This is a genomic window from Oligoflexus tunisiensis (genome assembly GCF_001748245.1).
Taxonomy (GTDB): domain Bacteria; phylum Bdellovibrionota_B; class Oligoflexia; order Oligoflexales; family Oligoflexaceae; genus Oligoflexus; species Oligoflexus tunisiensis.
In genome coordinates, this window is the sequence record NZ_BDFO01000001.1 from 2,281,957 (window position 1) to 2,306,843 (window position 24,887).

General features: G+C 54.5%; 23 protein-coding genes. 14 read left to right on the top strand and 9 right to left on the bottom strand.

Going from position 1 to position 24,887, the window contains the following annotated elements:
* Positions 1 to 2: 2 nt before the first annotated feature.
* Both OLTU_RS09915 and OLTU_RS09920 read right to left on the bottom strand, forming a co-directional pair.
* The gene (locus OLTU_RS09915) at positions 3 to 1,043 is read right to left on the bottom strand and encodes a chemotaxis protein CheW (RefSeq protein WP_176736485.1); all 1,041 of its coding nucleotides are present in this window, start codon (positions 1,041 to 1,043) and stop codon (positions 3 to 5) included.
* 283 nt (positions 1,044 to 1,326) lie between these two features.
* The gene (locus OLTU_RS09920) at positions 1,327 to 1,971 is read right to left on the bottom strand and encodes a DUF4360 domain-containing protein (RefSeq protein WP_141732606.1); all 645 of its coding nucleotides are present in this window, start codon (positions 1,969 to 1,971) and stop codon (positions 1,327 to 1,329) included.
* Positions 1,972 to 2,665: 694 nt separating this feature from the next.
* Here OLTU_RS09920 and OLTU_RS09925 point away from each other — a divergent pair.
* Positions 2,666 to 3,604, top strand: a complete 939-nt coding sequence (locus OLTU_RS09925) for an HDOD domain-containing protein (protein WP_176736486.1) — start codon at positions 2,666 to 2,668, stop codon at positions 3,602 to 3,604.
* Positions 3,604 to 4,302: a response regulator gene (locus OLTU_RS09930; protein ID WP_141732608.1), complete on the top strand. Its 699-nt coding sequence runs from the start codon at positions 3,604 to 3,606 to the stop codon at positions 4,300 to 4,302. Before OLTU_RS09925 ends, OLTU_RS09930 begins: the two co-directional genes overlap by 1 nt.
* A gap of 27 nt (positions 4,303 to 4,329) precedes the next feature.
* Here the strand turns inward: OLTU_RS09930 and OLTU_RS09935 are convergent, their stop codons facing one another.
* The 4 genes from OLTU_RS09935 to purU form a co-directional block, all read right to left on the bottom strand.
* Complete coding sequence (locus OLTU_RS09935) at positions 4,330 to 4,632, bottom strand: DUF5056 domain-containing protein (RefSeq protein WP_141732609.1); 303 nt, start codon at positions 4,630 to 4,632, stop codon at positions 4,330 to 4,332.
* On the bottom strand, positions 4,619 to 5,158 hold the full coding sequence (locus tag OLTU_RS09940) for an RNA polymerase sigma factor (protein WP_141732610.1): 540 nt from the start codon (positions 5,156 to 5,158) through the stop codon (positions 4,619 to 4,621). The genes OLTU_RS09935 and OLTU_RS09940 overlap by 14 nt, the downstream gene beginning before the upstream one ends.
* Positions 5,145 to 5,804, bottom strand: a complete 660-nt coding sequence (locus OLTU_RS09945; RefSeq protein WP_141732611.1) for a DUF6249 domain-containing protein — start codon at positions 5,802 to 5,804, stop codon at positions 5,145 to 5,147. Before OLTU_RS09945 ends, OLTU_RS09940 begins: the two co-directional genes overlap by 14 nt.
* A gap of 110 nt (positions 5,805 to 5,914) precedes the next feature.
* Positions 5,915 to 6,769 (bottom strand): formyltetrahydrofolate deformylase, encoded by an 855-nt coding sequence (gene purU / locus OLTU_RS09950; RefSeq protein WP_141732612.1) that lies wholly within the window; start codon positions 6,767 to 6,769, stop codon positions 5,915 to 5,917.
* Positions 6,770 to 6,986: 217 nt separating this feature from the next.
* On the opposite strand from purU, the gene OLTU_RS09955 reads away from it, so the two are divergent.
* The 3 genes from OLTU_RS09955 to moaA are packed head-to-tail and all read left to right on the top strand — an operon-like array spanning position 6,987 to position 8,892.
* Positions 6,987 to 7,529 (top strand): molybdenum cofactor biosynthesis protein MoaE, encoded by a 543-nt coding sequence (locus tag OLTU_RS09955; RefSeq protein ID WP_141732613.1) that lies wholly within the window; start codon positions 6,987 to 6,989, stop codon positions 7,527 to 7,529.
* Positions 7,526 to 7,903, top strand: a complete 378-nt coding sequence (locus tag OLTU_RS09960; RefSeq protein ID WP_141732614.1) for a hypothetical protein — start codon at positions 7,526 to 7,528, stop codon at positions 7,901 to 7,903. The genes OLTU_RS09955 and OLTU_RS09960 overlap by 4 nt, the downstream gene beginning before the upstream one ends.
* Before the next feature lie 11 nt (positions 7,904 to 7,914).
* Entirely contained in the window at positions 7,915 to 8,892 is a 978-nt protein-coding gene (gene moaA, locus OLTU_RS09965) for a GTP 3',8-cyclase MoaA (protein WP_141732615.1), read from the top strand.
* Here moaA and OLTU_RS09970 read toward each other — a convergent pair.
* Positions 8,865 to 9,743 carry a fructosamine kinase family protein gene (locus OLTU_RS09970; protein ID WP_141732616.1) on the bottom strand — a complete coding sequence of 293 codons (879 nt, stop codon included), beginning with the start codon at positions 9,741 to 9,743 and terminating at the stop codon, positions 8,865 to 8,867. The genes moaA and OLTU_RS09970 overlap by 28 nt on opposite strands.
* A gap of 110 nt (positions 9,744 to 9,853) precedes the next feature.
* Here OLTU_RS09970 and OLTU_RS09975 point away from each other — a divergent pair, with 110 nt between their 5' ends.
* Positions 9,854 to 11,125, top strand: coding sequence for an Hsp70 family protein (locus OLTU_RS09975; RefSeq protein ID WP_141732617.1), 1,272 nt, complete (start codon positions 9,854 to 9,856; stop codon positions 11,123 to 11,125).
* Here OLTU_RS09975 and OLTU_RS09980 read toward each other — a convergent pair whose 3' ends face one another.
* A complete protein-coding gene (locus OLTU_RS09980) occupies positions 11,126 to 12,787 on the bottom strand; it encodes an O-antigen ligase family protein (protein ID WP_176736488.1) in 1,662 nt (553 codons plus the stop codon).
* A 301-nt stretch (positions 12,788 to 13,088) separates the two neighbouring features.
* On the opposite strand from OLTU_RS09980, the gene OLTU_RS09985 reads away from it, so the two are divergent.
* The gene (locus tag OLTU_RS09985; protein ID WP_176736489.1) at positions 13,089 to 14,945 is read left to right on the top strand and encodes a 7TM diverse intracellular signaling domain-containing protein; all 1,857 of its coding nucleotides are present in this window, start codon (positions 13,089 to 13,091) and stop codon (positions 14,943 to 14,945) included.
* A gap of 238 nt (positions 14,946 to 15,183) precedes the next feature.
* A complete protein-coding gene (locus OLTU_RS09990; RefSeq protein WP_176736490.1) occupies positions 15,184 to 15,966 on the top strand; it encodes an SAM-dependent methyltransferase in 783 nt (260 codons plus the stop codon).
* 54 nt (positions 15,967 to 16,020) lie between these two features.
* On the opposite strand, the gene OLTU_RS09995 is transcribed toward OLTU_RS09990, so the two are convergent.
* The gene (locus OLTU_RS09995; protein ID WP_141732621.1) at positions 16,021 to 16,545 is read right to left on the bottom strand and encodes a D-Ala-D-Ala carboxypeptidase family metallohydrolase; all 525 of its coding nucleotides are present in this window, start codon (positions 16,543 to 16,545) and stop codon (positions 16,021 to 16,023) included.
* A gap of 276 nt (positions 16,546 to 16,821) precedes the next feature.
* On the opposite strand from OLTU_RS09995, the gene OLTU_RS10000 reads away from it, so the two are divergent.
* From OLTU_RS10000 to OLTU_RS10025, 6 genes are all read left to right on the top strand, one after another.
* Positions 16,822 to 17,535, top strand: a complete 714-nt coding sequence (locus OLTU_RS10000; protein ID WP_141732622.1) for a queuosine precursor transporter — start codon at positions 16,822 to 16,824, stop codon at positions 17,533 to 17,535.
* A gap of 20 nt (positions 17,536 to 17,555) precedes the next feature.
* The gene (locus OLTU_RS10005) at positions 17,556 to 19,322 is read left to right on the top strand and encodes a M14 family metallopeptidase (RefSeq protein WP_141732623.1); all 1,767 of its coding nucleotides are present in this window, start codon (positions 17,556 to 17,558) and stop codon (positions 19,320 to 19,322) included.
* A gap of 277 nt (positions 19,323 to 19,599) precedes the next feature.
* A complete protein-coding gene (locus OLTU_RS10010; RefSeq protein WP_218109953.1) occupies positions 19,600 to 21,411 on the top strand; it encodes a 7TM-DISM domain-containing protein in 1,812 nt (603 codons plus the stop codon).
* A gap of 70 nt (positions 21,412 to 21,481) precedes the next feature.
* Positions 21,482 to 22,255 carry an ATP-binding protein gene (locus OLTU_RS10015; RefSeq protein WP_176736491.1) on the top strand — a complete coding sequence of 258 codons (774 nt, stop codon included), beginning with the start codon at positions 21,482 to 21,484 and terminating at the stop codon, positions 22,253 to 22,255.
* Positions 22,256 to 22,534: 279 nt separating this feature from the next.
* Positions 22,535 to 23,488 (top strand): ABC transporter ATP-binding protein, encoded by a 954-nt coding sequence (locus OLTU_RS10020; RefSeq protein WP_141732626.1) that lies wholly within the window; start codon positions 22,535 to 22,537, stop codon positions 23,486 to 23,488.
* Between the two features lie 21 nt (positions 23,489 to 23,509).
* Complete coding sequence (locus OLTU_RS10025; RefSeq protein ID WP_141732627.1) at positions 23,510 to 24,871, top strand: GH1 family beta-glucosidase; 1,362 nt, start codon at positions 23,510 to 23,512, stop codon at positions 24,869 to 24,871.
* The last annotated feature ends 16 nt before the right edge of the window (positions 24,872 to 24,887 follow it).

Here is a 24,887-nt window from a genome sequence, read left to right on the forward strand (position 1 = left end):
TCCTAAGCCGCCAGCGAGGTTGCGGGTGCCATACAGTGCTGGGACACCAATTCAAGAAAATCCTCGGCTGACACCATGTAAGCCAGCTGATCGCCGGGCAGATGCGAAATGCCTTTGAAACCAGGAACCACCTGAGTGATGCAATCGAAGGGGCGCGTCACGGTCTCCAGCTGATCCTTGACTTCATCAATGCGCAGGGCCACGCCGCTGTCGTTATGCATGATCACGACCGCCAGCTCATCCGCTGCGAGGTCGAACTTGTACTGATCAATGGTTTCAGGACGCATCAGCTGCTGGTAGGTGGCAATCGGTATGGATTTGCCGCTATGTTCCATCATCCAAAAGGGCTTCATATAGCTGAAGTCAAGGTCTTTGACCGGCTTGATTTCTCGGATGGAGCGGAGCGGAATGGCGATCAGGATGCCGCTCGATGTGGCCACAAGGGATTGTTCCACCCCGATGGATTTTCGCAACGGAATCTGAAGGGTCAAGGTTGTACCCTGGTCCTTGACGGACTCAAAAATCACCGTGCCGCCCAGCGAGGAGACGGCCGTTTTCACGTCGTTCAGGCCCGAACCGGGACCCTCCGCGCTCCCATCCTCAACCCGCAGCGTAATCATGTCGCCGGCTTGCGAGGCGACCAGGCGAAGGGTTCCACAGGCGTTGCGCATCACCGGCAGAAGGGAAGCGGCCAGCGATTGGGCGACGGTCTTGTCCACTTCCAGGTCGAGGCCTTCGGTTTCATAGGACGGGACCAGTCTCGCAAATTGGGCAAAGGCCTTGTGCAGGGAAACCTTTCGAATATCCATGACCTGTGTCTGGAGGTCATCGGTGAGCCGGGACAGGGTTTTGTTCATTTCCTCCAGGCCATCATCCGTCGTGAGGTGCGCAATTCTTTGCTTCACATAACCATGGAAGAGATTCCTGAAGGCCAAAAGCTCATCCGCCAGTTCCATAAAATGGTCCAGCTTATCGTTGGATACGGTGATGCCTTCACCATCCTCAACGAGGAGCATTTTCTCCGTGAACGTTTCCTGACTCATGGTTTTTCCCATATGCTTCACCGTGCCGAACGAAAAAAAGCAGAACTGTCGAGGTGTTCGGAGAGAAGTTTGGGAAACTTAAACTGCTTCTGCATTCCGTCACTAGGAAAATTCGCTCAATTATCCGGGAGATCGGACGATAAGATTTCCGGGGTCATGCGTCTTTTATCGAGGCAAATGGCAGATTTCATGGGGAAGTTGCGGGCGGTCTTTGAGGAATAGCCAAACGATCGAGGGCGCAATCACCCCTGCAGCATGGGCCGCAGGGGGATCACGTCAACTATTAGCAGCGTCTCCAGGTCAGGCCCCAAACCTGAGTGATCTGACCATCGATCGAGTCGTTGGTGATCAGGCCTTGAGCATTAGGATACTGACGGGAGTTGGTGTTCGACACGCGGATCGAAGTGTTGATGTTCAAAGCGCGTTCCACACCGCAAGGCGACCAAACGGCCGAAGAAATTCCAACATTGTCGTTGAAAACATAATCGTTCTCATAGGGACCCGATTGGCGGGACGAGAACGTTCCAGTTTTGCCTTGGCCTTCAAGGAAGTAGCTGGCGGAGTGTTCGGCACGGATGCCCTTGTCGAGAGCCATGAAGCCGCGGAAGTAGAAGCTGCCGATCGAGTACTGCCAGCCGGCTGGAACATCGAGAACCAGAGTGGCAACGCAGTTCTTGCGACCAGCCGACAGGGAGATGCCAGGGCCAGCTTCCGCAACAAATTCAGAGAAGGTCAAAGTGAAAGCTGTTTTGTCTTCAGAAATGTTCTTCGCAACAGTGCCCAGCGGACAGCCTGTGCCATTGTACTGGATTTTCTTAATAGTGATGGGCTCAGAAGGAACCGGGTTACGTTCTTCAGCGTGAGCTGCGGCAGCGCCCAGGACCAGAAGTGGGGCAACAAACTTAACGATGCTTCCAAAAACTTTCATAACTAACCTCTCATGAAACTGTTGGTTGAGGAGCTTTCCTTAACTCAACACTAGCCCGTGTTCACGAAAAGTGTCTATGAAAAATATTCGAAGTGCTCTGTGGGCGGAACGTTCACGGAACACTGTTTTTTTCGAGAAAAAAACAAAAAGGCCCAACAGAAAAATCCAAGACGAGCGGATCCTTTCGCAGCAAGATATCGGGACGAGATCTCAGTGAATCTTAGTGAATCTCATCGTATCTTTTTACTCAAAAAGGTCCGTGTTTTCGCCTTAAATCCTTGCTGTTCAAGCCTTTCGTTCGATCCGGAGACAGTTATCAAAATGGGTTGCCACGAATCTGGAGGGGTTATTGCACGATGCGGGCCAAGGCTCAAAAGGTGCCATTCGAATCTTTCCTGAAATCAGGGTGACAGAACAAAAATTTTTTCTGGGTATACCTGCAAAAAATTTTGCAATGATTGCCGGGGGAAAAACCTCATGTCAGGTCTCGAGTGAAGCGTACGGAGAGGGATTTCTTAAGTTAAATGGCTGGTTGGACGAAGAACTCCGTAAGGATGAGGATGTCATGAAGCCGACGTTTTGCCAATGCTGTGAGAGAGTCTACGAAGTACCTGAAGACTATCTGAAGGGAACTTCCAAATTCCGTGTTTGTCCCAAAGGATTCCTTTGGTTCGAATGCTCCTGTGGAAGTGGATTGGTCCTGAAAAAGGGTGAATATGAGTGGTACTCCCCGACCTTGCATATGAGCGAGGCGGCAGCCACCATCTTCAAGAATGTTCAGGAGATCCGTAATATCCCACTGGTGCCGACGGCAGTCATGGCCCTGCAGACTGCGATCTCGGATGAGAAGTCCTCGTCAGCCGATATCAAGAAGGCGCTGAAACAGACGCCGAATATCGCCATGGGTGTCCTCCGAATTGCCAACAATCTGCGAACCTCGTCCGTGGCCGAGTTCACCAACCTCGAACACGCGATCAGTTTTGTGGGACGCAAGACCCTTAATGATTTGATATTGACCGAAACTCTTCAGGAGTTTGATTTCAAAACCAACTTTTTCGGCAAGGATGCCTACTGGCAGGAGTCCATCCTGACCGGCAAAATCTGTGAACATATCGCGGAGCGTTTTGCCAAACATCTCTCGAAGGATGAGGCCTATATCGCCGGCTGCCTTTGCAACATCGGCAAGGTCGTCTCAGCGATCTGTTTCCCCAATGTCACCGACGACGTTGCACGGCAAACGGTTAATCCACGGCGTCCCCGCACCTGGTCACAGGGCGAAGACAATATTCGGGCCTATTCCCATGTTACGCTCGGCGAAATTGCGGCGTCGCTCTGGGGTTTCCCGGAATACGTGGTTCATGCTATTTCCTATCATCATGTCATGCCGGAAAAGGTCACGGACCTGCCGACGGACGTGCTCGATTTCATGGATGATGAGGCGGCCCAAAAGCAGCTCACCCTGCAGCAGGTCGTGGCCATGGGCAATCAGCTGACCCACTGGGTTCTGCTGCAGCCGACTCGTATGGATGAGCCTTTGCTCCAGGCCTACACGAAACGCTTTGGTTTGAACGATGAACACGTAAGTCTACTGGCGGATGAGTTGATCAAGTTAAAGGATTTGAAGGCAAGCTGATGGGTAAATTACTGTTGGTTGATGATGAAGACGATTTTCTGGAATCCCTGCGGGTCTCGATGGAGAATGCTGGATTCGATGTCCTTACGGCACCAAGCGCCTTTGAGGCGTTGCGCATCATCAAGAATATCAAGGAACCTATCGACTGTGTGCTCACGGACTATCGCATGCCTGAGATGCGCGGCGATGAGCTGGCCTTTGCCATCAAACACAATACCGGCATTCCGGTTGTGATTATGACCGGTGATAGCTCCGTTTCCGCCGACGTTCTCTTCAAGGCGGGCATTTCCGGGGTCATCACCAAGCCGTTTGATGCGGATCACTTTATCGAATTTTTGAGGAACAATGATTTGCAAGTGGAAGTCTCGAAGCAACGAAAATTCCTGCGCCAGAAATTGGATCAGGCTTCGCAACGCATTGAGCTGACCAATGGCCGGGACAAGGTGGGCGGTGTGATCCTGAACATGAGCAATGGCGGGATGGGCATCTGTCTCGACGCAACCATGGAACCCATGTCCACCGTGCAGTTCACCATGAAGCTGGATGGCGTCGAAGTCAAAGGCTACATGCACTGCCGCTGGCGGGCGATGGTCGGGGAGCGTCTCAACGCCGGTTTCGAATTTGATTCGCTGACCCGGAAATCGCTGTCCAACCACGCGGCCTTCATCAAATGGGTCACCATCAATCAGGCATCCTGAAGGCCCGGGCCGGTGTTCGGCCAGCCCCTAAATATCGAGGATGCCTTCGTCCTTTGCCACAAAAACGAAGAGCCCCAAAATCGCCCAGAAAGCCAGCGTCGCAGCGCTCAGGAGTATCGCAGGCTCCAGGGAAAACAGCGCGACCCCCGGGCCCCCACTGGCCCACAGCACGAGTCCCAACAAAAGAGCCAGAGTCCAGCTGATGCCGATCACCTTCTGTCGATAGTGTCGAGCCTTGGGCAACGTGTCCATGACGCGTTGACTGAAACCATCGTCCGCGAGGTAAGGGCTTTCGTTTTGAATTCGTTTCAGAATATCATCGTCTTGCATGAACTTTCTCCTCGGCTGGTCCGGACAGGAGTTTACGCAACTTTTCCTTGCCACGGTTGATGTGCGATTTCACCGTTCCGAGCGGCATGCCCAGGAGCTGACTGATGTCCTCGTGGGTCATCTCCTCGCAGCTCATGAGATGCAGGCAGGTCCTCTCTCCAACAGAAAGCTGCTGCATGGCCTTTTCCAGATCCAGGCGCAGGCCCTCCGTCCGCATCGGGGCGGCCTGATCATCGACGCTTTCCAAAAAATCGAGGCGGCCCTGTTGCCCCTTCACACGCAAGGCTTTGCGCAGGGCTATGGTGAACAGCCACGAACGAAAACCGCCGCCGCGCCAGCTGCCAAGCTTTTGCCAAGCGATGAGCCAGGTTTCCTGGGCGCAGTCATCCGCCAGAGCCGGATCACCCAGGATCCTTCTCAAAAAGAGTCGTATCGCGGCCTGATGCATCAGCACCAGCTGTCGGAAGGCATGACGATCATCCTCCGCCAGCACGCGACCGATCAGCTGGGCTTCATCGAGGTTCATCGGGGGAACCGGCTTTCAGTCTTTTCTGCGATTGACGCCAAAGGAAGAGATAGCCGATACCCAGAAGCGTGGGCACGAGACCAATCGACCAGGCCCGCCCGGCTTCTTCATCCGTCAGGGCCGCCAGCACACCCATGCCCGACAGCCCAAGAGCCATCAGCAGCACAGCCTTGCGCAGATCACTGTCCGGGGTGGGCCGGGGCTTGGACTCCAGCGCTTCCAGAAACGAAGCGGGCAGAGTCTGACCACTTTGAATGGCGACCCGCACGGTATCGAGCATCTCCCGACGCTTGCGATAGGAATAATACAGAATTAAAAAGGAAATGATGGTGAAGCTGCCAAAGACGACGGCCGGCACCAGAAAGGATTCATTGAAAATATGCTGGACCGTGCTCTTCGGCGCCATGGCCTGACGTTCGAGAATATCGGCCAGCTGCTTCGAATCAAGTTTCTTGACGACCTCAACCGGCAGTTTCATCGAACCGAGGACCACCACATCGGTGGGATCATTATTCTCAGACTCCGATGGGCTGGGCGGTTCACTGAGCACGCCCTGACGCTGTTCGATTTCCGTGGCCTGGCCGAATCCCAAGCCGCTTAAGCTCGTGAGAAGAATGAGGATCAAGGGGGGAAGGTATCGTTTCATGGGCCGCACTCCTGCAGGGCAAGGTTTATGTTTCTGCAGGGGAGAGACAGCCCGCCCCTGGTCTGGATGCAACCCGGCGCGATATTTTTTTATCACCCTGATATCACAGACTAATCGAACACGACCGTCTTGTTCCCATAGACCAGAACGCGTCGTTCGACGTGCTGATAGACCGCCCGGGCCAGCACAATCTTTTCCAGATCCTTACCCTTGCGCACCAGATCCTTCACGCTGTCGCGGTGACTGACGCGACCCACATCCTGTTCGATGATCGGGCCTTCATCCAAGTCCTGTGTTACATAATGAGCGGTGGCGCCAATGATCTTCACCCCGCGACTGAAGGCCTGATGATAGGGACTGGCACCAGGAAAGGCCGGAAGAAAGGAATGATGGATGTTGATGACCTGGGGAAAGATCTTAAGAAAATCAGGACTCAGCACCTGCATATACTTGGCAAGCACCACAAGATCGATCTGATGCCAGCGCAAAAGTTCGAGAGCCCGCTGTTCCTGAGCAGCCTTGGTGGTCGGTGTGATCGGCAGATGCACAAAAGGCACGTGAAACTGTTCGGCAATGCTCTCCAGTTCCGCGTGATTGCTGATGATGAGGCCGATATCCGCGCGCAGATCGCCGCTGCGCTGACGACCCAGAAGATCGATAAGGCAATGGTCCTGTTTGCTGACCCAAATGGAAACGCGCGGCCGCTTGTCGGTGAAATGCAGCGACCAGGTGAGTCCCAGTTCCTGGGCCGTGGCGGCGAATTCCCCGGCGATCTGATCGCGCGGCACCCGAAAGCCATCGAGTTCCCATTCAAGGCGCGTACAAAAAATATCCGCCTCGGGATCGCGATGCTGATCGGCATCGGTGATGTTGCCATTCCGTTCGTAGATAAAGCGGGAAAGGCGAGCCACCACTCCACGCTGATCACGGCAACTGGCCAGCAGTATCGCACGCACCGATTCCATCGCACCTCCAGGCTCCAGGACTGCACTTCAGTTTGCCAGAACTCATCCGCCTTTTCAAATGGGCTTCCTTTCCGGGCTCACACGGACTTCGCGTTCCGACCGTTAGGAAGCTCATCTTTTTTGAAATCCCCTTCCCGCACCCCCGTCGTTTGTGGTAAGTGATTCGCTAGTCTTTCACTCCGTCAGAGCGATTGGAAAGAACATAGGAGCGCTCAGAATGGCCGATACGATCCGCGTCCGTATCACCGATCAGCCCATCGACTCAGCCGCCCTCCTGCGTGGCCACGGCGCCTCGCATCACGGGGCTCTGGTGAGCTTCTTTGGAGTCGTGCGGGACACCAATCTGGGCCGCACGGTCACCGGCATTGAATATGATGCGTTTGTGCCACTGGCGGAGCAGACCTTTCGCGCCTTCTGTGCGGAAGCCCAGGCCAACTGGGGTGAAGATATGCACGTCACGATTGTACATCGCATCGGCAGTCTCGGCATTGGCGACATCAGCGTGGCTTTGCTGGTATCCACGCGGCATCGGGCCGAGGCTTACGAGATTTCGCGTTACATCATCGAGGAACTCAAACACCGATCGCCGATCTGGAAGAAGGAACATTATAGCGACGGCTCGAGTGATTGGGTGCAGGGCCACGCGCTTTGTCAGCATGATCACGGCTCGATTATGGGCTGGCGTGAAGCGCAGGCGGGGCATGCATCCGCAGACGAACCTGATCACCATCCATCTCGTGGAACGGGGGTGCGCGTATGAATATTCGTTTGGGTGAAGGCAGCATTCGGCTGCGTTTGAACGGTGGCGAAGCGGAATCGCTGTTACAGGTGAATCAACTTACCATAACCGTGTCATGGGTCACAGGCTCGCCTCTGCGGGTCAGCATGGTCCTGAGTGCGGATGCCGCGCGACCGCGCGTTCGCGGGGAAGGCCTGGATCTTCTGGTGGTGGTGCCAAGGTCGGATTTCATGGAACTGCTCGAACAGTATGGACGCCGCGATGCAGCCATCTCCTGGACCGAATTCGGTGCGGATGGTCGGCACGTGGATTGGTCTCTCGACATCGATGCCTTCCGCTCACGTTCCAAAATGGAGCGTAGTCCGGAGCGGGTGGAAACCGTGGATTTGCTTTAACAGGAATATGCATGCTGCAGGATACTCATGGACGGAAGTTTCCGTATCTGCGCCTCTCGGTGACGGATGCCTGTAATTTTCGCTGTGGCTATTGCCTGCCGCATGGCTATCAAAAACCACAGGGCTGTGCGCCCTTTCTCAAGCAGGATGAAATTCGCCAGCTCGTCACCGCCTTTGCCAACCTCGGTTGTCAAAAGGTGCGTTTGACTGGTGGCGAACCCACCCTGCGGCGCGACATCGTGGAGATCACACGCATGATCGCGTCCACGCCGGGCATTCAAACGGTGGCGCTTTCCACCAATGGCTATCGTTTGGAACACCTGGCGACGTCGCTGCACGAGGCCGGACTCAAGTCGATCAACGTAAGTGTGGATTCGCTGGATCCGCAGCGTTTTGCGGATTTTACCGGTCAGGATATGCTGCCGCGGGTTTTGGGTGGGATCGATCGCGCTCTGGAATTGCCGTTTCAATCGGTGAAAGTGAATTCCGTTTTGATGCGCGAAACCTGGCTCGAGGAGCTGGACCGTTTTTCGGAATGGGTGCGTCAGCGGCCGGTGACCGTTCGCTGGATTGAGCTGATGCCGACCGGTGGCAACGCCCGCTTTTTTCAGGATCATTTCATCAGCAGTCAGAAGCTGCGCGATCGGATCATGGAACGCGGCTGGCTGCCGATTCCTCGGGATCTCGCCGGCGGACCGGCTCAGGAATATCTTCATCCGGAGTATCTCGGTCGCCTCGGTGTGATCGCGCCTTACGCTCGCAATTTCTGTCAGTCGTGCAATCGCCTGCGGGTCACCAGTCGCGGTGGGCTCCGCCTTTGCCTCTTCGGGGATGGCGAGCAGGATCTGCGGCCTCTCATGCAGGACAGCGCGCAGTTGCCTGAGCTCACACAAACCATTGAACGGGCCATCCTCGGCAAGGCCATCTCCCATGCTTTGGAAAGCGGGAACTTTGGCAACAATCAAACGTTCTCGGCCATGGGCGGTTGATCGCCTCCCGCGGCGCAGATATCCAGAAGAGTTTTCTTCACATCCCAGATATAGCCGCTGCCATAAAGATTGGCGTGATTCAGCTTATGATAGAAATTATAAATGAGGCGCCGCTCGGGGTAACCCGGGGCCAGTGGCCAGAGTTCCTTGTAGCGTTGATAAAAGCTGCGGGCAAAACCGCCGAAGAGTTCGGTCATGGCCAGATCCGCTTCGCGATGCCCATAGTAAACGGCAGGGTCAATCAGTATCGGTGTCTGATCGATGCCGCAGAGGACGTTGCCGGACCAGAGATCCCCATGCAAAAGCGAAGCGGGTTCCTCCACCGCGCTGAGGATACGTTTCACATGCGCTTCGAGCGTGACGAGCCAGCGTTCCTCCTTCGCGGTCCAGATTGCGCGCTCCCGCAGCATTTCGAGTTGCGGAACAATGCGCTGCTGCCAGAAAAATTCCGCCCATGAGCGGGCGTGGCTGTGATTCCTCTGCGGATTGCGGCCGATAAAATTATCCCTGGGCCAGCCCCACGGACCGGTTTGTCGATGCAACGCCACAAGGCCTTCCGCCAAAGCTTTCCAGAAAGATTCACGGGCGGGTTCCCGCAGCACCGCTTCCATCACGAGCCAGTGCCGCGAATGAAAATAAACTGTGGGCGTTCGCAAAGCCTGGGCCTGACAGAGAGCACGCAGGCCGTCCGCTTCCGCTTCGAGGATCCCGGTGCCCGCGGGATCCTGCTTCAGAAAGAGTGTTTGACCGTCTGCACCGATTCCAAAAAAGGCCGGAGTCTGACTGGCTCCATCCGCGCGGCGAAGGTTTGTCACCTGACTGAGTTCGAAAGGCAGGACTTTTTTCACCATGACCCCCTACAATGGAATGAGGACGCTGAACCCGATCACCCGCGAGGTAACGCTTGGCTTTTGGGCCTGGCTGTGGTCAATATGCAGATCCTTTTGCTGGGGGACAACAGATGAAAACATGGCTGGCCATTGATTTTGGAACTTCCAACTCCCTTGTGGCGGCAGCCACAGCGAATGGACGCACTGAACCCCTGCCGATCGATCCAAGTCATGACGATCCCACCATCCTGCGCAGTGTGCTGTATTCCCCGGCGCGCCAGGAATGGGATTTCGGCGAAGAAGCCATCAGCAAATATTATGATATGGGTGCGGAGGGCCGTATTTTCCGATCCTTGAAAAAATTTCTGCCCGATCCCTTTTTCACAGGCACGCAGGTACATGGCATCTTTCATTCGCTGGAGGATCTGCTCGGGCGCCTCATGCGCACCATCCGTGTGCGGGCCGAACAGCATCTCGGTCAGGAGCTTCAGGCTGTGATGCTGGGCCACCCTGCTCTGTTTTCCCCACAGCCGGAACTGCATCAGCAGGCCCTGAATCGCCTGGAAAAGGCGGCCCAGCTCGCCGGTTTCAAGGAGGTAGCCTTCTGTCCGGAACCGGTCGCGGCCGCGCATCATTTCGCCAGTTCACTCGATCAACCCCGCACCGTGCTGATCGCGGACTTCGGGGGTGGAACGAGTGACTTCACGATCGTGCGCATGCGACCGGAAGGCTTTGTCGCCTCGGATGTGCTGGCTCTCGGCGGCCTGTCGATCGCCGGTGATGCCTTTGATGGCAGCATCATGGAACATGTGGTGGCGCCTCACTTCGGTTCGAAGATCGAATATCGCATGCCTTTCAGTTCCAATGTGCTTAGTCTGCCCAAGGCCATGATTCGCAAGATGTGCTCGCCGGCTGACCTTCTGCTGCTAGGTCGGCAGGATTATTTGGAATTTTTCCGCAAGCTGGATGACTGGAGCGTGGGCAAGGATGATAGTTTGATTCTCGACCGCCTGCGCATTCTGGTGGAAGAGCGGCAGGGTTATCACCTGTTCCAATGCATCGAGGATGGAAAAAAAGCGCTGGCCGCAAAGGAGGTCGGGCCCATCGACTATGAGTATCCCGGCATCGATCTGCATCTCGGATTGCCGCGCGAAGAGTTCCGACAGTTTTCAGCCCCGCTGGTGCAGGCCATCATGAAAAATCTGGATCAGACCGTGCAGCAGGCCGGTCTTCAGTATGACGACATTGATATCGTGTGCTGTACGGGCGGAACCGCGCGCCTCGGGGCGATTCATGAGGCGCTGGCGCAAAGGCTGGGTGCGGACAAACTGCAGCAGCATATGCCGTTTCATGCGGTGATCCACGGTCTGGCCGAACGCGCGGTGCAGATTGCCCGCCAATAATCAATCCCGCATGATGGCTTCACAGCGTTTGCTGATGAATTCCAGACTGCCCTGGCCCAAAAACTGCTGCTGATAGCGCTTGGCCAGCGCGCAGGCGTCCTCGATGTGGCCCTGATTCCAGGCGCTGAGGGCGGCAATGCGCTCGCTGGGATGAAAGCCCGGATATTTTTCCAAACGTCGCATGTTCAAGGCCGCAGCCTCCTGCCAGCGTCCGGCATCCATCAACACCTTGCTGTAGCGCAGACAAACCCGCCAGTGCTCGGGCATGAGTTTACAGGCCCGTTCCACATCATGGCTGGCCATGGTCGGATTGGAGGCCGCATACTCCGCCCAGGCCAGACGACCGGCCTGAGCCATCAAAAGCAGAGCAACCGTGGCCATTCCATAGCGAACCCAGCTCAGGGGCAGGGCACGCAAACGCAGCGGTGGCAAGAGACTGCAGAGAAGACTGAGCAGAAGACCAAAGAAAATAATTCCCACCGGCATCATGAGCGGAAACTGAAAGATCGATTCGGTGAGAAGAATCAATCCCAGATTCGCCGCCAGCATCGCCCGATCCTCCGGATCCCCATCGCGATGCGCAGCGGCCAGGGCCTTGGCCAAAAGCGCAAGAAAGGCAACGACCAGAGCGCCACCCAGCGGAATTCCCAGTTCACTGCAGAGCCGCAGAAGTTCATTCTGCGGATTATCGACCACGCGTGACTCCGAGCGGAAGGGCGAGGCGTCCTTCAGCACATAGGCGGACGAGGCCTGCTCGTAGCTGCCGCGCCCAAAGCCGAGCCAGGGTCGATCCTTGATCATGTCCATCGTCCTTTGCCAGAGGAAGATGCGACCCGACATGCTGCCAAAGGTCTGATTCAAAATCGCCGCATCCGTGGCATGCGTCGCACTATTGACAAGATGCGGTTTGCTGCCTTCGATTTGCTTCAGAACAGGACGGGCTACAAAAAAGCTGAAGAAAGCGGTGGCCAGGACGATGGCAATGGCTTCCTTGCCCTGAAGACGCTGAGTGATAATCGCGAAGGAGAGCAGGAGACAGACACCGATGAGAATCGAGCGACAGACGATCAACAGGGGATAGGACAGCATGCAGCCGCAGGCCAGAATCAAAATCGCACGCGCAAAAAAACCTCTCTCACGCGGCAAGAGATAAAGCGCCAGGGCCATGCTGAAGCCGAGATACTGCGCGATCATGTTGATATTGGTCAAGGCCTCGGGGCGCAGGCCACTGGAAGGGAACCAGGGCAGGGACGCGCCGGCCAGCTGCCCAAGGCCCAGCCCGGCGATATTCACCGCCAGAAGTGTGTTGAGCCAGCCTAAAGTATAAAGAAAATTTTCTTCTTTCTTGATGAGATGCAGACAGAGAAAGGAGACACATAAAAGGGTAATATCGCGGCTGATGCCCATGGATGTGCTGCCCGCTCCCGAGCGCAGGACATCGAGGGCAAGCTGCAGAACGCTCCAGCCCAGAATAATACCGAGTAAAACCGTAACCTCACGGCGACGTTCACGCAGGCTCTTATCAAACATGATCGCCATGCATGCAGCACCGGTTAAGGCCAAAAGTCCGATTAATCGTGCGGGGATATAAGGATCCTGTAGGCCAGGAAAGAAGCCGAGTGTGGAGCTTAACAAAAGACCGAGAAATAGTCCGACCAGCATGGTAACTCCCTGCTCTCGAAATCTCACAGCATCCATCTCTCAAGATACAGGAAAATCCGAGTGTAAGGAAATAGACATTGTCGTGCTCACCACCGAAGCGAAGGACAGGCACACCCAGCCAACGCGTGTGCTTCTTTGTCTAAAGTAAGAGGTTTTTCCTGCGGGTAAATCGCTATTTTTACCCATGATATTCCCTGGATGCGTCGTTTTTATTGCGCCTATGGGTGGTGGCTCAAACCCTTGCGAGGCCAGTGTTTGGACCCTTTCGCTTTTGTGCCGAAGAACAGGGTTGGAGCATTGCATGAATTTTTGGATTGTCATTCTGCTGCTTTTCACCTTCCCTGGATACGCTGGGGCTGAGGATGCCGTGAACTTTGTGGTTGAGGGCGAATCATTCATCGCCCGCCAGCAGAATGTTCACGAAGCCGGATTTTTCACGGAAGAGCTGTCGGAATCCGAAATGCTCCGGATCTTTCAGGAGCGCCGTTATGAGTTCTCCACCGAATACAGCTTGAAGTACAAACAATATTCCTACTGGGTCCTCTTTGTCGAAAACCGCAATCCGACGCCTACGCGGATCTTTTTAAGTTTTCCGCTGATGGCGCTCAAGAGCAAAGCCTGGCTTTACTCAGGCGAAACTCTCAAACCCTTCGCCCGTTATCCCGTGGTCCACGACATGTTTTACACGGAAATTCCGCCGGGCCGTTCCGCGATTCTGGGCATGCGCCTGAGCGGGGGAAATATCACGGGGCCTGCCAAGGTCTTTAAAATTTATGATTTTGAAAGCGCTGCCGCGATGGTCACGAGCGAACAGCATGTGATGGGAAGCCTGGCCGGTGCTGTGGCGATCATGGTCCTTTATAATTTGGGCATGTATATTTTCTTCCGGCGCATTTATTTTCTGTACTATACGGTTTACAGTACAGCCGGCATGTACAGTCTCGCGGTGTTTGTCGGCTATCTGCCGTGGAACCTGCCTCATGTGGCGGTGGGTTTGACCATTGCGGGATTGGGACTTTTGTTGTTTAGCAACAGTTCTCTTTCCTTACGAAGTTCCCAGCCGCGTCTTTACAAAATTTCACTGGGCCTTATGGTGTACTCCGTGCTCTTCGGTGCGTATCTCATCATTCAAAAAGAGTTTATGGCGATCGTCATCAGCATACCCCTCGCTCTGCTGTTCTGCGTTTATGCCAGCGTCCGTTGTGCACGCGCGGGTTTTCGCCCGGCCATTTATCTTGTGATCGGCTGGGCCGGACTCATGCTGGCCACGGTCGTCAATCTTCTCGACGCCTCATTTTTTGGTTACGGTTTACTATCCCATGCCTCCACTTATGGCTTTGCCTGGGAGGTCTGTTTCTTCTCGTTTGCCATTGGTCAGAAAGTGCGCCTGTCGGAGCAGAAGGCTTTGCGCGAAAGCGAGCACGCTTTCAACCAGCTGAAAAAAGTGTTCTATCCGCATCAGATTGAACAGATCAAAAGCGGGATCGAGTTGGAAAGGACCATGCCCACCGGCAAGGGCGCGGCCGCGGTGATCAGTTTTGATATCATCGAAAGCTCCAAGATTCAGCAGCCGCGAGCCAAGACCTTTATTGAAAACTCCATTAAAAGCTGCGTGTCGATCATCAATGAAAACTATGATCCCACTCAGCTCCGGGCCAATGGCTATCGCATCAAGGAAGTCGGTGATGGCTTTCTCTGCTCCGTCGGTTATCCCTTTAAATTACCGCCAGGCATGGTGGCCGCTCAGTGTGCGGTCGAGTTGAGCCTGCGCTTTATTCAGATCTTTCAGAATCAGGTCAATCAACTCCTGGAACATGCCCCGGTCTACTGTTCGATAGGCATAGCCTTCGATACGCTGGAAGGGTATTTCCCGCAGGTGGGGACCATTGAATATGATGTGTATGGGCGGGCTGTGATCCTGGCGACCCGCTATGAATCGTTCCGGCGCCAGCTCTATCCCAATGGGGTCCCTGGCCATATCCTGACCCTGCATGAAAAAGTTTACGAGCAGTTGCCCGCGTCGCTTCAGGCCACCTTTCAGGAAGTGGACCTGCATCGGGCCCATATGGTCGTGCGCGATGACCTGTACGCGTGCAAAATCTATTTCCGGGTGATCCAGCCGGCTGAAATTCTGGAAGTCACGCAGGCGGCCAGTTAACGCGTCCTGATATATTCCGAAAAATTATATGATTATCGAAATAAATTCGACGACTCGCCTGGGTTTTTGTGGTTAACCTGCAAGGGACGGTTTGACAGCCATTTCAAAATAGGGCACTCTGAAAATCCACAAAACGGCTCACTATAATTTTCCCGACTCTTATTGTGATCTTTATCACGAGCTGTCTGCCTCCATGCATACTGGAGGCACTTTTTTTCATATGGAGAGGATTCGTACGATGCATCCGTCAGAGCTTTCAGTGGTAGGAATAGGCACAGGTCAACTCACACAGCTGACTCTGATGGGCCGGGCCCTGATTCAACAGGCGGATGTTATCTGTTGCGAGAGCGCTATGGAAGACGCGGTGCTCGCCTTCGGAGCGGACAAGCGCTGGAAGATTCTGACGGCGCAGGATGCCTCGCAGCTGGAAAAGGAAGGCCGCGAGCTGGCCGAGCTGCTCCACAGCGGCGCGAGGGTCGTGCGTCTCAGTTTCAATCAAATGGATCATAAGAAACGTTTGGAGCACGAGCTGACCATCCTGCGGCGCCTGGGTGTGCGGAAACGTTTCTTTCCCAGTTTACAGGCGCTGCATGATGAGGCATGGAACCTCGGCCTGCCCTGGCTTTCGGAAGCGCAACCCGGCGCGTTCCGCATCATCCCATCCACTCAGGTCCGCGGTGATCGCCATTTCTGGCGTTATCTGGCTGATGATGCTCAAACGCTGGCCGTTGACGTGGGACGCGGGCGGATTGAGATTTTTGTCGAACGCCTGCTCCTGGCGGGCGCGGATCCCGAGCGGCCGGTGGCCCTGGTCGCGCATCACCCAACGCGCAGCCCGATCTGCTGGCTGACGACCCTTGAGGAAGTTGATGAACTTCTGCCCCAATGGAAGCCGCATGGCGCGACCATTCTTTACATTGGCACCTGGCCTCATGCGATTAGGGACACGGAAGCGAATAAAAGTTTCTGGGGTTCCTTGGAAGCTGCGGCGGAAGTCTGGTTGCGGAAGCAGCGGGCCTGAGACGTCATGGTCAGGGGATTGGAGAGGGCGGGGTTCAGCGTCCCCGCACCGGCTTTAACCTTTGATCGCCTGGTAACGCACCACGCCACCCACGATCTTGCGGGCGATGTTTTCGCGTTTGGGCCGCCGTGCCTGAATATGCACGATCGCGCGATCATAGCTAATAATCACTTTATCAAAAGGCACCTGCAGTTCATCGAGTGTTTCGGCGATGCGTTTGAGCGAAGCGCCTTTGCAGACGATATCCACAGCAGCCTTATCATCCTCCGCCATATGCCAGCTCTCAGGCGAGCCAAACATCGCGGCGTTCAGTTCACGACTGCGAAAGCCCGAGACGATGGTGACGTGCTTGCCGATCTTTTCCTTCAAAGGATCCAGCACCATGGTGCAAAGATACTTGAGGTTTTCGATTTGCGACTCGCTGGGACGGTTGTTGATGCCCTTCTTTCTTGCCAGCTCTGACCATGTGAGCTGCTCAAGAGTGAAGTAACGGGACAGCATGGGTTCCTCTTCAAATTCCCCGGTCAGGGGCAGAACCTCGACTGTCGTTTCCACAAGCTCTGCATTTCTCGTCGCCATAGTAGGGCCTTTCCTTTCAAACCATGTCTGGCAAGCAGCGACAGGCTGCCTACACTTGAATCATAACATCAGCCTATATGACGCGCAATGGTGGCGCTTTGCCGGCTGCTGGGTAAAGATTTCCGCCTGCGCGAAGCGCGTAATTCCTGCTGGATCCAGGTTTGTGTGAACCGTGATTCTCTCTTTGCACACCCGGCGATTTTTGCCGACAATGAGACTGCAAAAGACAGATCTGTGAATTCATGTTAATGGTCGTTGTCCATCCAGGAGATTCGCATGGTGAAGAAAAAGGCCGAAAGCCGGTCCACGTCCGATCAACGTCAGTATCGTTACTATGATCTCATCATGGCCGCCTTTGTTTGCGTCCTCCTGTGTTCGAATCTGATCGGTGTGAGCAAGGTTGTCACGATTGCCGGCTTCACGTTCGGCGGCGGGAATCTCTTTTTTCCGTTGAGCTATCTGTTTGGCGATATTCTGACGGAAGTTTACGGCTATGCCCGCGGGCGCCGGGTGGTATGGGCTGGCTTCGGAGCTTTGATCTTCGCCTCGCTGATGTCCTGGATTGTGGTGACTCTGCCGGCCGCCGAGGGTTATACAGGGCAGGCGGCCCTGGAACAGATCTTCGCCTCGACGCCGCGCATTGTGGCCGCTTCGATTTTCGCTTATTTTATCGGCGAACTGACCAATTCCTACATCCTGGCGAAGATGAAGCTGTTCACCGAAGGACGCTTCCTTTGGATGCGCACCATCGGATCCACGCTGGGTGGGGAAGCGATCGACAGCCTGGTATTTTATCCGCTTGCGTTTTACGGCAGCTGGTCCAATGATCTGCTGCTCAAGGTGATGCTGGCCAACTATGTGATCAAGGTCGGCTGGGAAATCCTGGCCACACCTTTGACTTATCGAATCGTGAACTTTCTGAAGAAGAAGGAAAACGAAGACTACTTCGATCGAGATACCAACTTCACACCTTTCAGTGTCAAGGTGTGATGACAGAAAGGGAGACGCTTATGCGCCTAAGACCATCATTAGTTACCCTTGCCCTGGCTGTCGCTTCCCCTCTGGGTGCGGCGCCTTCGGCTGATGCTTTGAAAACCGTAGCCGAGAAGAGCGATTGGAAACGGACCGGCCGCTACAGTGAAGTCGAGCGGCTCTGCGAGGAGTTTCCCAAGCACTTCCCCAGACAGGTCGTTTGCCAGAAATTCGGAACGACGCCGGAAGGTCGCCCGATGCTGTCGCTGGTGGCCGGTGATGGTAAAAAGCGGGAGCGCCCGGTGATCCTGTTCCAGGGCGGCATTCACTCCGGTGAAATCGATGGCAAGGATGCCGGCTTTGTCTTTCTGCGTGAGGTGCTGGAAGGCAAACGTTTGCCCGGCGTTTTGCAAAAAGCCACGCTGGTCTTCGTTCCGGTGTTCAATGTCGATGGTCATGAGCGCTTTGGGAAAAACAATCGGCCCAATCAGGTTGGTCCCGAGGAAATGGGCTGGCGCACGACCTCGCAGAACTACAATCTCAACCGCGATTATCTGAAGGTCGATGCACCGGAAATGCAGGCCATGCATGAACTTTTGAATCGCTGGGATCCTTTGGTTTATGTCGATCTGCATGTCACCGATGGGGCTCAGTTTCAGCATGATGTCGCCGTGATGGTGGAACCTTCGATGGCCGGTCCTGAGGCTTTGAAAAATGCTGCGCTGAATCTTCGGACGCAGATCATGAGTGATCTGAGCCAGGTGGGGCATAAACCTCTTTGGTTTTATCCCAGCTTTGAAAAGGATGATGATCCCACCAGTGGCATCAGCGCCCGTCCCCATTCCCCGCGCTTTTCCAATGGCTACTGGGGCCTGCGCAATCGCTTCGGCATCCTGGTGGAAACCCACTCCTGGCGCGACTACGCGCACCGCTGTCGGGCGACTCTGGCGACTCTGGATTCCATTGTGAAAGCCACGGCTGCTCATGGTCGCGCCTGGCGTGCGGCGGCGGACGCTGCGGATCGGGAGATGAGTCAGTTGGCAGGGAAAACAGCGACCCTCACGTATCGCAACTCGGACAAGACGGAAACGTTCGAGTTCCTGGGCTATGAGTATACCCGCCGTGATTCACCGGTGTCCGGACAGCTGATGACCGTCTATGATCCCAGCAAACCCGAAGTCTGGAAAATGCCTTTGCGCAAGGAAGTCATTCCAGGCCTGCAGCTCACGGCGCCAGCCTCGGGTTATCTGGTGCCTGCCGCCTATCGTGATATCGTGGAGCCCAGGCTCAAGGCCCATCGGCTGCAGTATCAGGTGTTGAAACAAGGTCAGGATGTGAATGCTTCCGCCTATCGCATCACTGATGTGAAGCTCGCGAACAGCAGCTATGAGAAGCATCAGAGGGCGGAGTATAAAGGTCAGTGGAGCCCGTCCCAGGAACGCATTAGTGCCGGATCGCTGTGGGTTCCCATTGCTCAGCCCAACGTCATCCTCCTGATGCAGCTGATGGAACCGGAGAGTTCCGATTCCTTCCTCGCCTGGGGTTATCTGAATGAAATCTTCGAGCGCAAGGAATACATGGAACCCTATGTGGCCGAGCAGGTCGCCCAGGAAATGCTCAAGGATCCGGCCGTGAAACAGGAGTTTGAAAAGCGCCTCGCCGAAGACCCCGATTTCGCCAAGAGTCCGCAGGCCCGCCTCGACTTTTTCTATCGGCGGCATCCGAGTTTCGATGAACGGCTGAATCGTTATCCGATTCTGCGTTTGGAACAGGGGGCCCAGTTTCTGACGAGTAAAGCCAAATAATAGTTCGGGATCTCACGCTGGCTTGATGGCCTCCAAGGCCATCAAGTTGCGCCTTTCTCCCGCCCACCATAGTCCAGCCACCCATGTTCCTGTGAATTCATATTCATCCATCCCGAGGATGTCTTAAGTCTGTTACAATTTAGGGGTCCCACTTCAATTTTGCTGACAGATGTGCCTGGGGGTGCCCTTGCGAACAATATTGGTTCTCGCGTTTCTCGCGAGCTTCTTCAGTGGCTCTTCAGCACTTTTCGGGTCGACCTCATTCCGAAATCCACCCGTGGCTTATGAAGATCGGTTCAATGTCATCCCTCTCGCCAGCTACAAGGAAGGCTCCGTCCTGCCAATTGAAAAGCTCTGCCGAATCGATTCTCCTAACGAGGAGCATTGCTTTACATACGATGCAAAAATCAAACACCACAAGCAGACTGAGATGCTCCCCTACTATACCTACCGCATATATTTCAGGTACGACCCTCTGTTAGCTTCGGATTGGACACTCAGCTTCCCTCTTTTCTCAATCAGCGCGACCGATTTCCATATCAACGGGCAGCGCGAAATGCCTATGCGAATGAATTTTCCGATCAACAAAAGCCAAGGTGAGATCACGGTCTCTTTCATTACCGCCGATTACCAAAATCAGATGAGTGGCTATGTTCTGCGGCATCAGGAATCAACATACATCGACGTGGCTATTGATTGGTTTTTCCTTGGACTTATGGCCGCTTTTGGGATCTACCTGACGGCCCTTACCGTTCAGCGACGTTTTCACATTCCTTACGTACTGGTTACACTCATTGTCTTATGTGGCCTCTGGAAAACGATTAACAGCACATGGATACTGCCTACCTACTTGATTCAGATCGGTTTCTACCAATGGTTGACGCAGGATGTTATTTGGCAAATCTTCTGGGCTGAGATTCAAGTATTCATCGCCGTGGCAATGTTTTCCTATGTGCCCACTCATTTTTTACTCGTGCGTTATCGCCTTTTATCTCGCCGCTATGCCATGTTCTATGCGACCTGCTGTGTGCTGATGATTCCCGTTGGCGTTGCCGGAATCCGTTGTTATTCGCAATTCCACTCGTTAATTGACTTCGCGACAGCGTCCTTACTCCTTCTTGGCTCGGGAGTCCAGGTTCACCTTCTTTGGCGTCTTTTGCGTCTCAACGATCGCAATGCCAGATTTATTGCCTTCGGAATCTTTATTCTCAATGCGTCCATCGCTTGGAATATCGCCAACTACACCTTATTCGGCAATAGTCTTCCCATACTCGAAAAACCAGGCATGTTCGTCTTTATGTTGATGCACGCTATCGCCTTGTCGCAGGATTTCGCTGATAGCTTTGACGAAAACCTTGTTCTGACCAAGCAGCTCGAAAAGCGTAACGCGGAACTCAATGGCCTCAACACCACACTCGCCGAACGCGTGGCCATACAGACAGCTGAAATTCGAAGCATTTTGGATCACATTCCCCAAGGCGTCCTCCGTCTGATGCCAGGCGGGATCATTTCCGACAGCGCTTCGGCACGAGCAATTGAAATTTTCGGGACTGAGACTATTCAAGGACGCACGTTTCGCGAGGTGGCAATCGACCAAAGTCAGGCGTCTGCTGACGAGCGAGATCAAGCCTGGCAGAGCTTCCAGGCCATCATTGGCGAGGATCTCCTGGCCTTTGATATGAATCGTGACAAGTTACCGGCTGAGATACGACTGCCTGAGAAAGTGCTCGCTGTGACTTATACCCCCGAAAGCTACGGGTCACTTGAGTGTCAAAATCTTCTTCTCACTGTGACCGATATTACAGTCGAGAAGAAACTCGCTGCGGCCAAGGAACGTCAGGATGCGATCATGGATCTGGTACGCGAGTTGGTCCACGTCGAAGATGACGCGAAACTAGTGCAGTTTATTTCGAGCACCGATCGCCTGGTCGGCCTTATGACCGAACGTTTCGGCACCGCAGAGTCTCTATCGACGGAGACCTTGAAGTTTCTTTTTATCATGCTTCATACCATCAAAGGTGAGGCCCGAACCCTGAACCTGAGCAAGTTTTCTTCGGGAGATTCACTCCATAGAGAGTGCTGTCAATAGCATGCAGTTGCTGGGGCCGCCCTTCTCCAGATCGTCCATTTTGGATATGCATCGGAGGGTGGTAGACCTATTGGAAGAATATCGCCAGTGCTTTACCCAGGTTTTGAAAAAGACCATGGAAGACTCACTTATCGCTCTGCCAAAAGAGTTTCTAAGGGATAGCGCACGACAGATCGATCAACTTAATGCTGCCAGTGCAGTGAGACAAATGACCGACGAAACCTTCAATATCTTGGAACAACATGTCGATTCAATGATCAAAACCGTCTATCCGAAGATATTTACCCAACTGCATACGCATCTTTGGAGTTTCGAATCAAACACCCGAGCGATTGCAAAACAGCTTTCTAAAGAGAGTCCACGCTTTGTTGTGAATGGGGACGATCTTCGTATTGGTGACCAAACCCGGCTTGCCTTGACCCAGTCGCTGGTTCACTTGCTTCGAAACCATTTGGATCATGGTATCGAATCTGCCGAGGAGCGGCTGCCTCAGCAGAAACCTGCTTACGGCACCATAACGATTTCCACCAAACAGCTGCCAGAAAATCGTTTCCGACTGACGTTTAGCGACGATGGACGAGGACTCGCTATAGCTCGCCTACGTGCCAAAGCCCAAGAAGGGCGCCTCACAGCCGATAAGTCTGATACCGAAATTGCTGCATTGATTTGGGAAAGCGGCATGAGTACGGCCGAACAGGTGTCTGAAATATCGGGTCGTGGCGTAGGTATGGCCGCAATCAAAGAATTCATCGAGGGGGCCGGCGGCACTATTACGATAGGATTGTCGGGTAGCGAGGGGGCAGCTTATCGACCATTTGTCTTGCGCATTGAACTTCCATGTTAATGCGCCCTTCCCGAGGGAACCCTTTGCCATGAATAAAGAGTGAATCCGCTCGACCTATGACCTCATCATTCATGATTTCGTTTGAATCAATGATCAGGCACACATATTGATTGATGTCGTCTCCAGATGGCAGTCTTTTTCATGCAAACAGCTCCAGGGTCACAGACTTTTTGGCATTTTTTTTCATTTCAATGTGCCATCTAGACCGCTTGACCCTCAGTCTTTGCACTGGTAGAACCGTTTTGTTAAATCATTTAACAAAGTCGGGAAGCAGGTGTCATGAACCCACTCATCGAGCTGCGCGGCATAACCAAAACCTGGCCGGTTACATCCGGACTGTTCGGTGCGCGCAAGCGGATCCATGCCCTCGAGGACATCAACCTGGACGTGCAGGTGGGGGAAATCCTAGCTGTGCTCGGCGAGTCGGGCAGTGGGAAAAGCACGCTGGGACGGATTCTGGCTCGTTTGGAAACACCGGATCAGGGACGTTATGTCCTGCGTGGGGAACTGCAGAAGGGACGTGCGCGGCATCAGAAGGATCGCTGGCGTTTTGGTTCGCAGGTGCAGATGATTTTTCAGGATCCCTTTGCCTCCCTGAACCCGGTGCATAGCGTCGGCTATCACGTGAAGCGCTCGCTTGTTCTGCATGGACAGAAGGCGGACAAGGCTGGTGAAATTCTGGACTCTGTGGGCCTGCGCCCGGGTCCTGGTTTTTTGGAGAAATTTCCCTTTGAACTTTCGGGCGGGCAGCGGCAGCGTGTGGCCATCGCACGCGCCCTGGCTGTCCGCCCGGCTCTTCTGATCGCGGATGAACCGACCTCCATGCTCGATGTTTCCATTCGCATGGATATTCTGAATCTTCTGAAAGACCTGCGCGCGATGCATCAGCTGGCGATCCTTTTGATCACACATGATCTGCCGAGCGCGTTTTATTTAAGCGATCGCCTGGTCGTCATGTATGCCGGTCAAGTGGTGGAGGCCGGACCGGTCGCGGAGATTCGCCAACAGCCGGCCCATCCCTATACGCAGCTTCTTTTGAAGGTGGCTACGGAACGGATCGCCAAAACAGTGGAAAAACCCAGGGACGCCGGCATGCTCACCGCTCAGCTGCGGGAAACGCGCAGCTGCCTTTTCGCGACACGCTGCCCCAAGGTTCAGGATCTGTGTGTGAAGGCTGGCCCCGCGTTAATCCGAATGGGCACGCGTGAGGTTCGCTGCCATTTTCCTTCATAGAGGATGCAGAACAGGATGATCATGCAGGAACGATCTTTTCCGAAAAATTTTATCTGGGGTGCCGCCAGTTCCTCGTTTCAAATCGAAGGAACCGTTCCGGGAGATGGACGCGGGCCGAGCATCTGGGATGATTTCTGTGCCCAGCCCGGCCGAATACGCGATGGAAGTAATGGTCTTGTGGCTTGTGATCACTATCGCCTTTGGCCGCGTGATGTCGAGCTCCTGTCTGAGCTCGGAGCCCGCGCTTATCGTTTCTCCATGGCCTGGCCGCGGATTTTCCCGGAAGGCCGTGGCCGCAGCAACGCCATCGGCCTTGATTTCTATAAGAGGCTGATCGATTCCCTTTTGGAAAAAAACATCACACCCTGGGTCACTCTTTATCATTGGGATCTGCCCTTCGCCCTGGAACGCAAGGGCGGCTGGCGCAACCGGAATACCGCGTTTGCTTTTGCCGACTATGCCGCATACTGTGTCGCGCAACTCGGGGACCGAGTGAAACATTGGATCACCCACAATGAACCCTGGTGTGTGGCTGTGCTCGGTCATCGTCTCGGCGAGCATGCACCGGGCCTGCAAAACCCACGCGCGGCGCTGGAGACCGCTCATCACGTTCTGCTCTCGCACGGGCTCGCCATGCAAAGAATCCGTGAGCTGGCGCCGGATGCCACGGCGGGTATCACACTCAACTTGAATCCCGCTTATCCCGCGACGCCGGGAAAGCCTGAGGATGAGGCCGCGGCGCACCTCTTTGATGGTGATTTCAATCGCTGGTATCTCGATCCACTCTTCCGAGCCTGCTATCCGGAGGACATGATCCAACACCATGAAAACCAGGGCGCCCTTGGCCCCCGCGGCTGGGATTTTATTCAGCAGGGAGACCTGAAAACCATCGCCCAGCCCAATGATTTTCTCGGCGTGAATTATTATTCGCGCACGGTTCTGGGGGAGCGCAGTGCAGCGGAGAAGGCCGCGCAAAAGGATCCTCTGCACTACACAGCGATGGACTGGGAAATCCATCCGGAGGGGCTGCAGGATCTTTTTGTACGTCTCGCCCGGGATTATCCGGTCAAGGCCTGGTACATCACGGAAAATGGCGCGGCCTACGCGGATCAATTGACGGCCGATCGACAGATTCATGACGCGCATCGGCTCCGTTACCTCGCCTTGCACCTGGATCAGGTGGCTCAGGTCTGCGCACGTGGCATCCCGCTGAAGGGGTATTTTGCGTGGTCCATCCTCGACAATTTTGAATGGGCCCATGGCTATGAGAAACGTTTTGGCCTTGTTTACGTGGATTATGCCAGCCAGGAGAGAATTCCCAAGGCGAGTTTCCACTGGCTGAAAGAAGTGATCGCCGCGAATAAAGTGTTTGATGTACTCTGATCCCCGCAATTCCAAA

Excerpts from the sequence above, each read along its gene's own strand:
- OLTU_RS09915 (WP_176736485.1), bottom strand. The coding sequence starts at position 1,043 with ATGAGTCAGGAAACGTTCACGGAGAAAATGCTCCTCGTTGAGGATGGT.
- OLTU_RS09920 (WP_141732606.1), bottom strand. The coding sequence starts at position 1,971 with ATGAAAGTTTTTGGAAGCATCGTTAAGTTTGTTGCCCCACTTCTGGTC.
- OLTU_RS09930 (WP_141732608.1), top strand. The coding sequence starts at position 3,604 with ATGGGTAAATTACTGTTGGTTGATGATGAAGACGATTTTCTGGAATCC.
- OLTU_RS09935 (WP_141732609.1), bottom strand. The coding sequence starts at position 4,632 with ATGCAAGACGATGATATTCTGAAACGAATTCAAAACGAAAGCCCTTAC.
- OLTU_RS09940 (WP_141732610.1), bottom strand. The coding sequence starts at position 5,158 with ATGAACCTCGATGAAGCCCAGCTGATCGGTCGCGTGCTGGCGGAGGAT.
- OLTU_RS09945 (WP_141732611.1), bottom strand. The coding sequence starts at position 5,804 with ATGAAACGATACCTTCCCCCCTTGATCCTCATTCTTCTCACGAGCTTA.
- purU (WP_141732612.1), bottom strand. The coding sequence starts at position 6,769 with ATGGAATCGGTGCGTGCGATACTGCTGGCCAGTTGCCGTGATCAGCGT.
- OLTU_RS09955 (WP_141732613.1), top strand. The coding sequence starts at position 6,987 with ATGGCCGATACGATCCGCGTCCGTATCACCGATCAGCCCATCGACTCA.
- OLTU_RS09960 (WP_141732614.1), top strand. The coding sequence starts at position 7,526 with ATGAATATTCGTTTGGGTGAAGGCAGCATTCGGCTGCGTTTGAACGGT.
- moaA (WP_141732615.1), top strand. The coding sequence starts at position 7,915 with ATGCTGCAGGATACTCATGGACGGAAGTTTCCGTATCTGCGCCTCTCG.
- OLTU_RS09970 (WP_141732616.1), bottom strand. The coding sequence starts at position 9,743 with ATGGTGAAAAAAGTCCTGCCTTTCGAACTCAGTCAGGTGACAAACCTT.
- OLTU_RS09975 (WP_141732617.1), top strand. The coding sequence starts at position 9,854 with ATGAAAACATGGCTGGCCATTGATTTTGGAACTTCCAACTCCCTTGTG.
- OLTU_RS09980 (WP_176736488.1), bottom strand. The coding sequence starts at position 12,787 with ATGCTGGTCGGACTATTTCTCGGTCTTTTGTTAAGCTCCACACTCGGC.
- OLTU_RS09985 (WP_176736489.1), top strand. The coding sequence starts at position 13,089 with ATGAATTTTTGGATTGTCATTCTGCTGCTTTTCACCTTCCCTGGATAC.
- OLTU_RS09990 (WP_176736490.1), top strand. The coding sequence starts at position 15,184 with ATGCATCCGTCAGAGCTTTCAGTGGTAGGAATAGGCACAGGTCAACTC.
- OLTU_RS09995 (WP_141732621.1), bottom strand. The coding sequence starts at position 16,545 with ATGGCGACGAGAAATGCAGAGCTTGTGGAAACGACAGTCGAGGTTCTG.
- OLTU_RS10000 (WP_141732622.1), top strand. The coding sequence starts at position 16,822 with ATGGTGAAGAAAAAGGCCGAAAGCCGGTCCACGTCCGATCAACGTCAG.
- OLTU_RS10005 (WP_141732623.1), top strand. The coding sequence starts at position 17,556 with ATGCGCCTAAGACCATCATTAGTTACCCTTGCCCTGGCTGTCGCTTCC.
- OLTU_RS10020 (WP_141732626.1), top strand. The coding sequence starts at position 22,535 with ATGAACCCACTCATCGAGCTGCGCGGCATAACCAAAACCTGGCCGGTT.
- OLTU_RS10025 (WP_141732627.1), top strand. The coding sequence starts at position 23,510 with ATGCAGGAACGATCTTTTCCGAAAAATTTTATCTGGGGTGCCGCCAGT.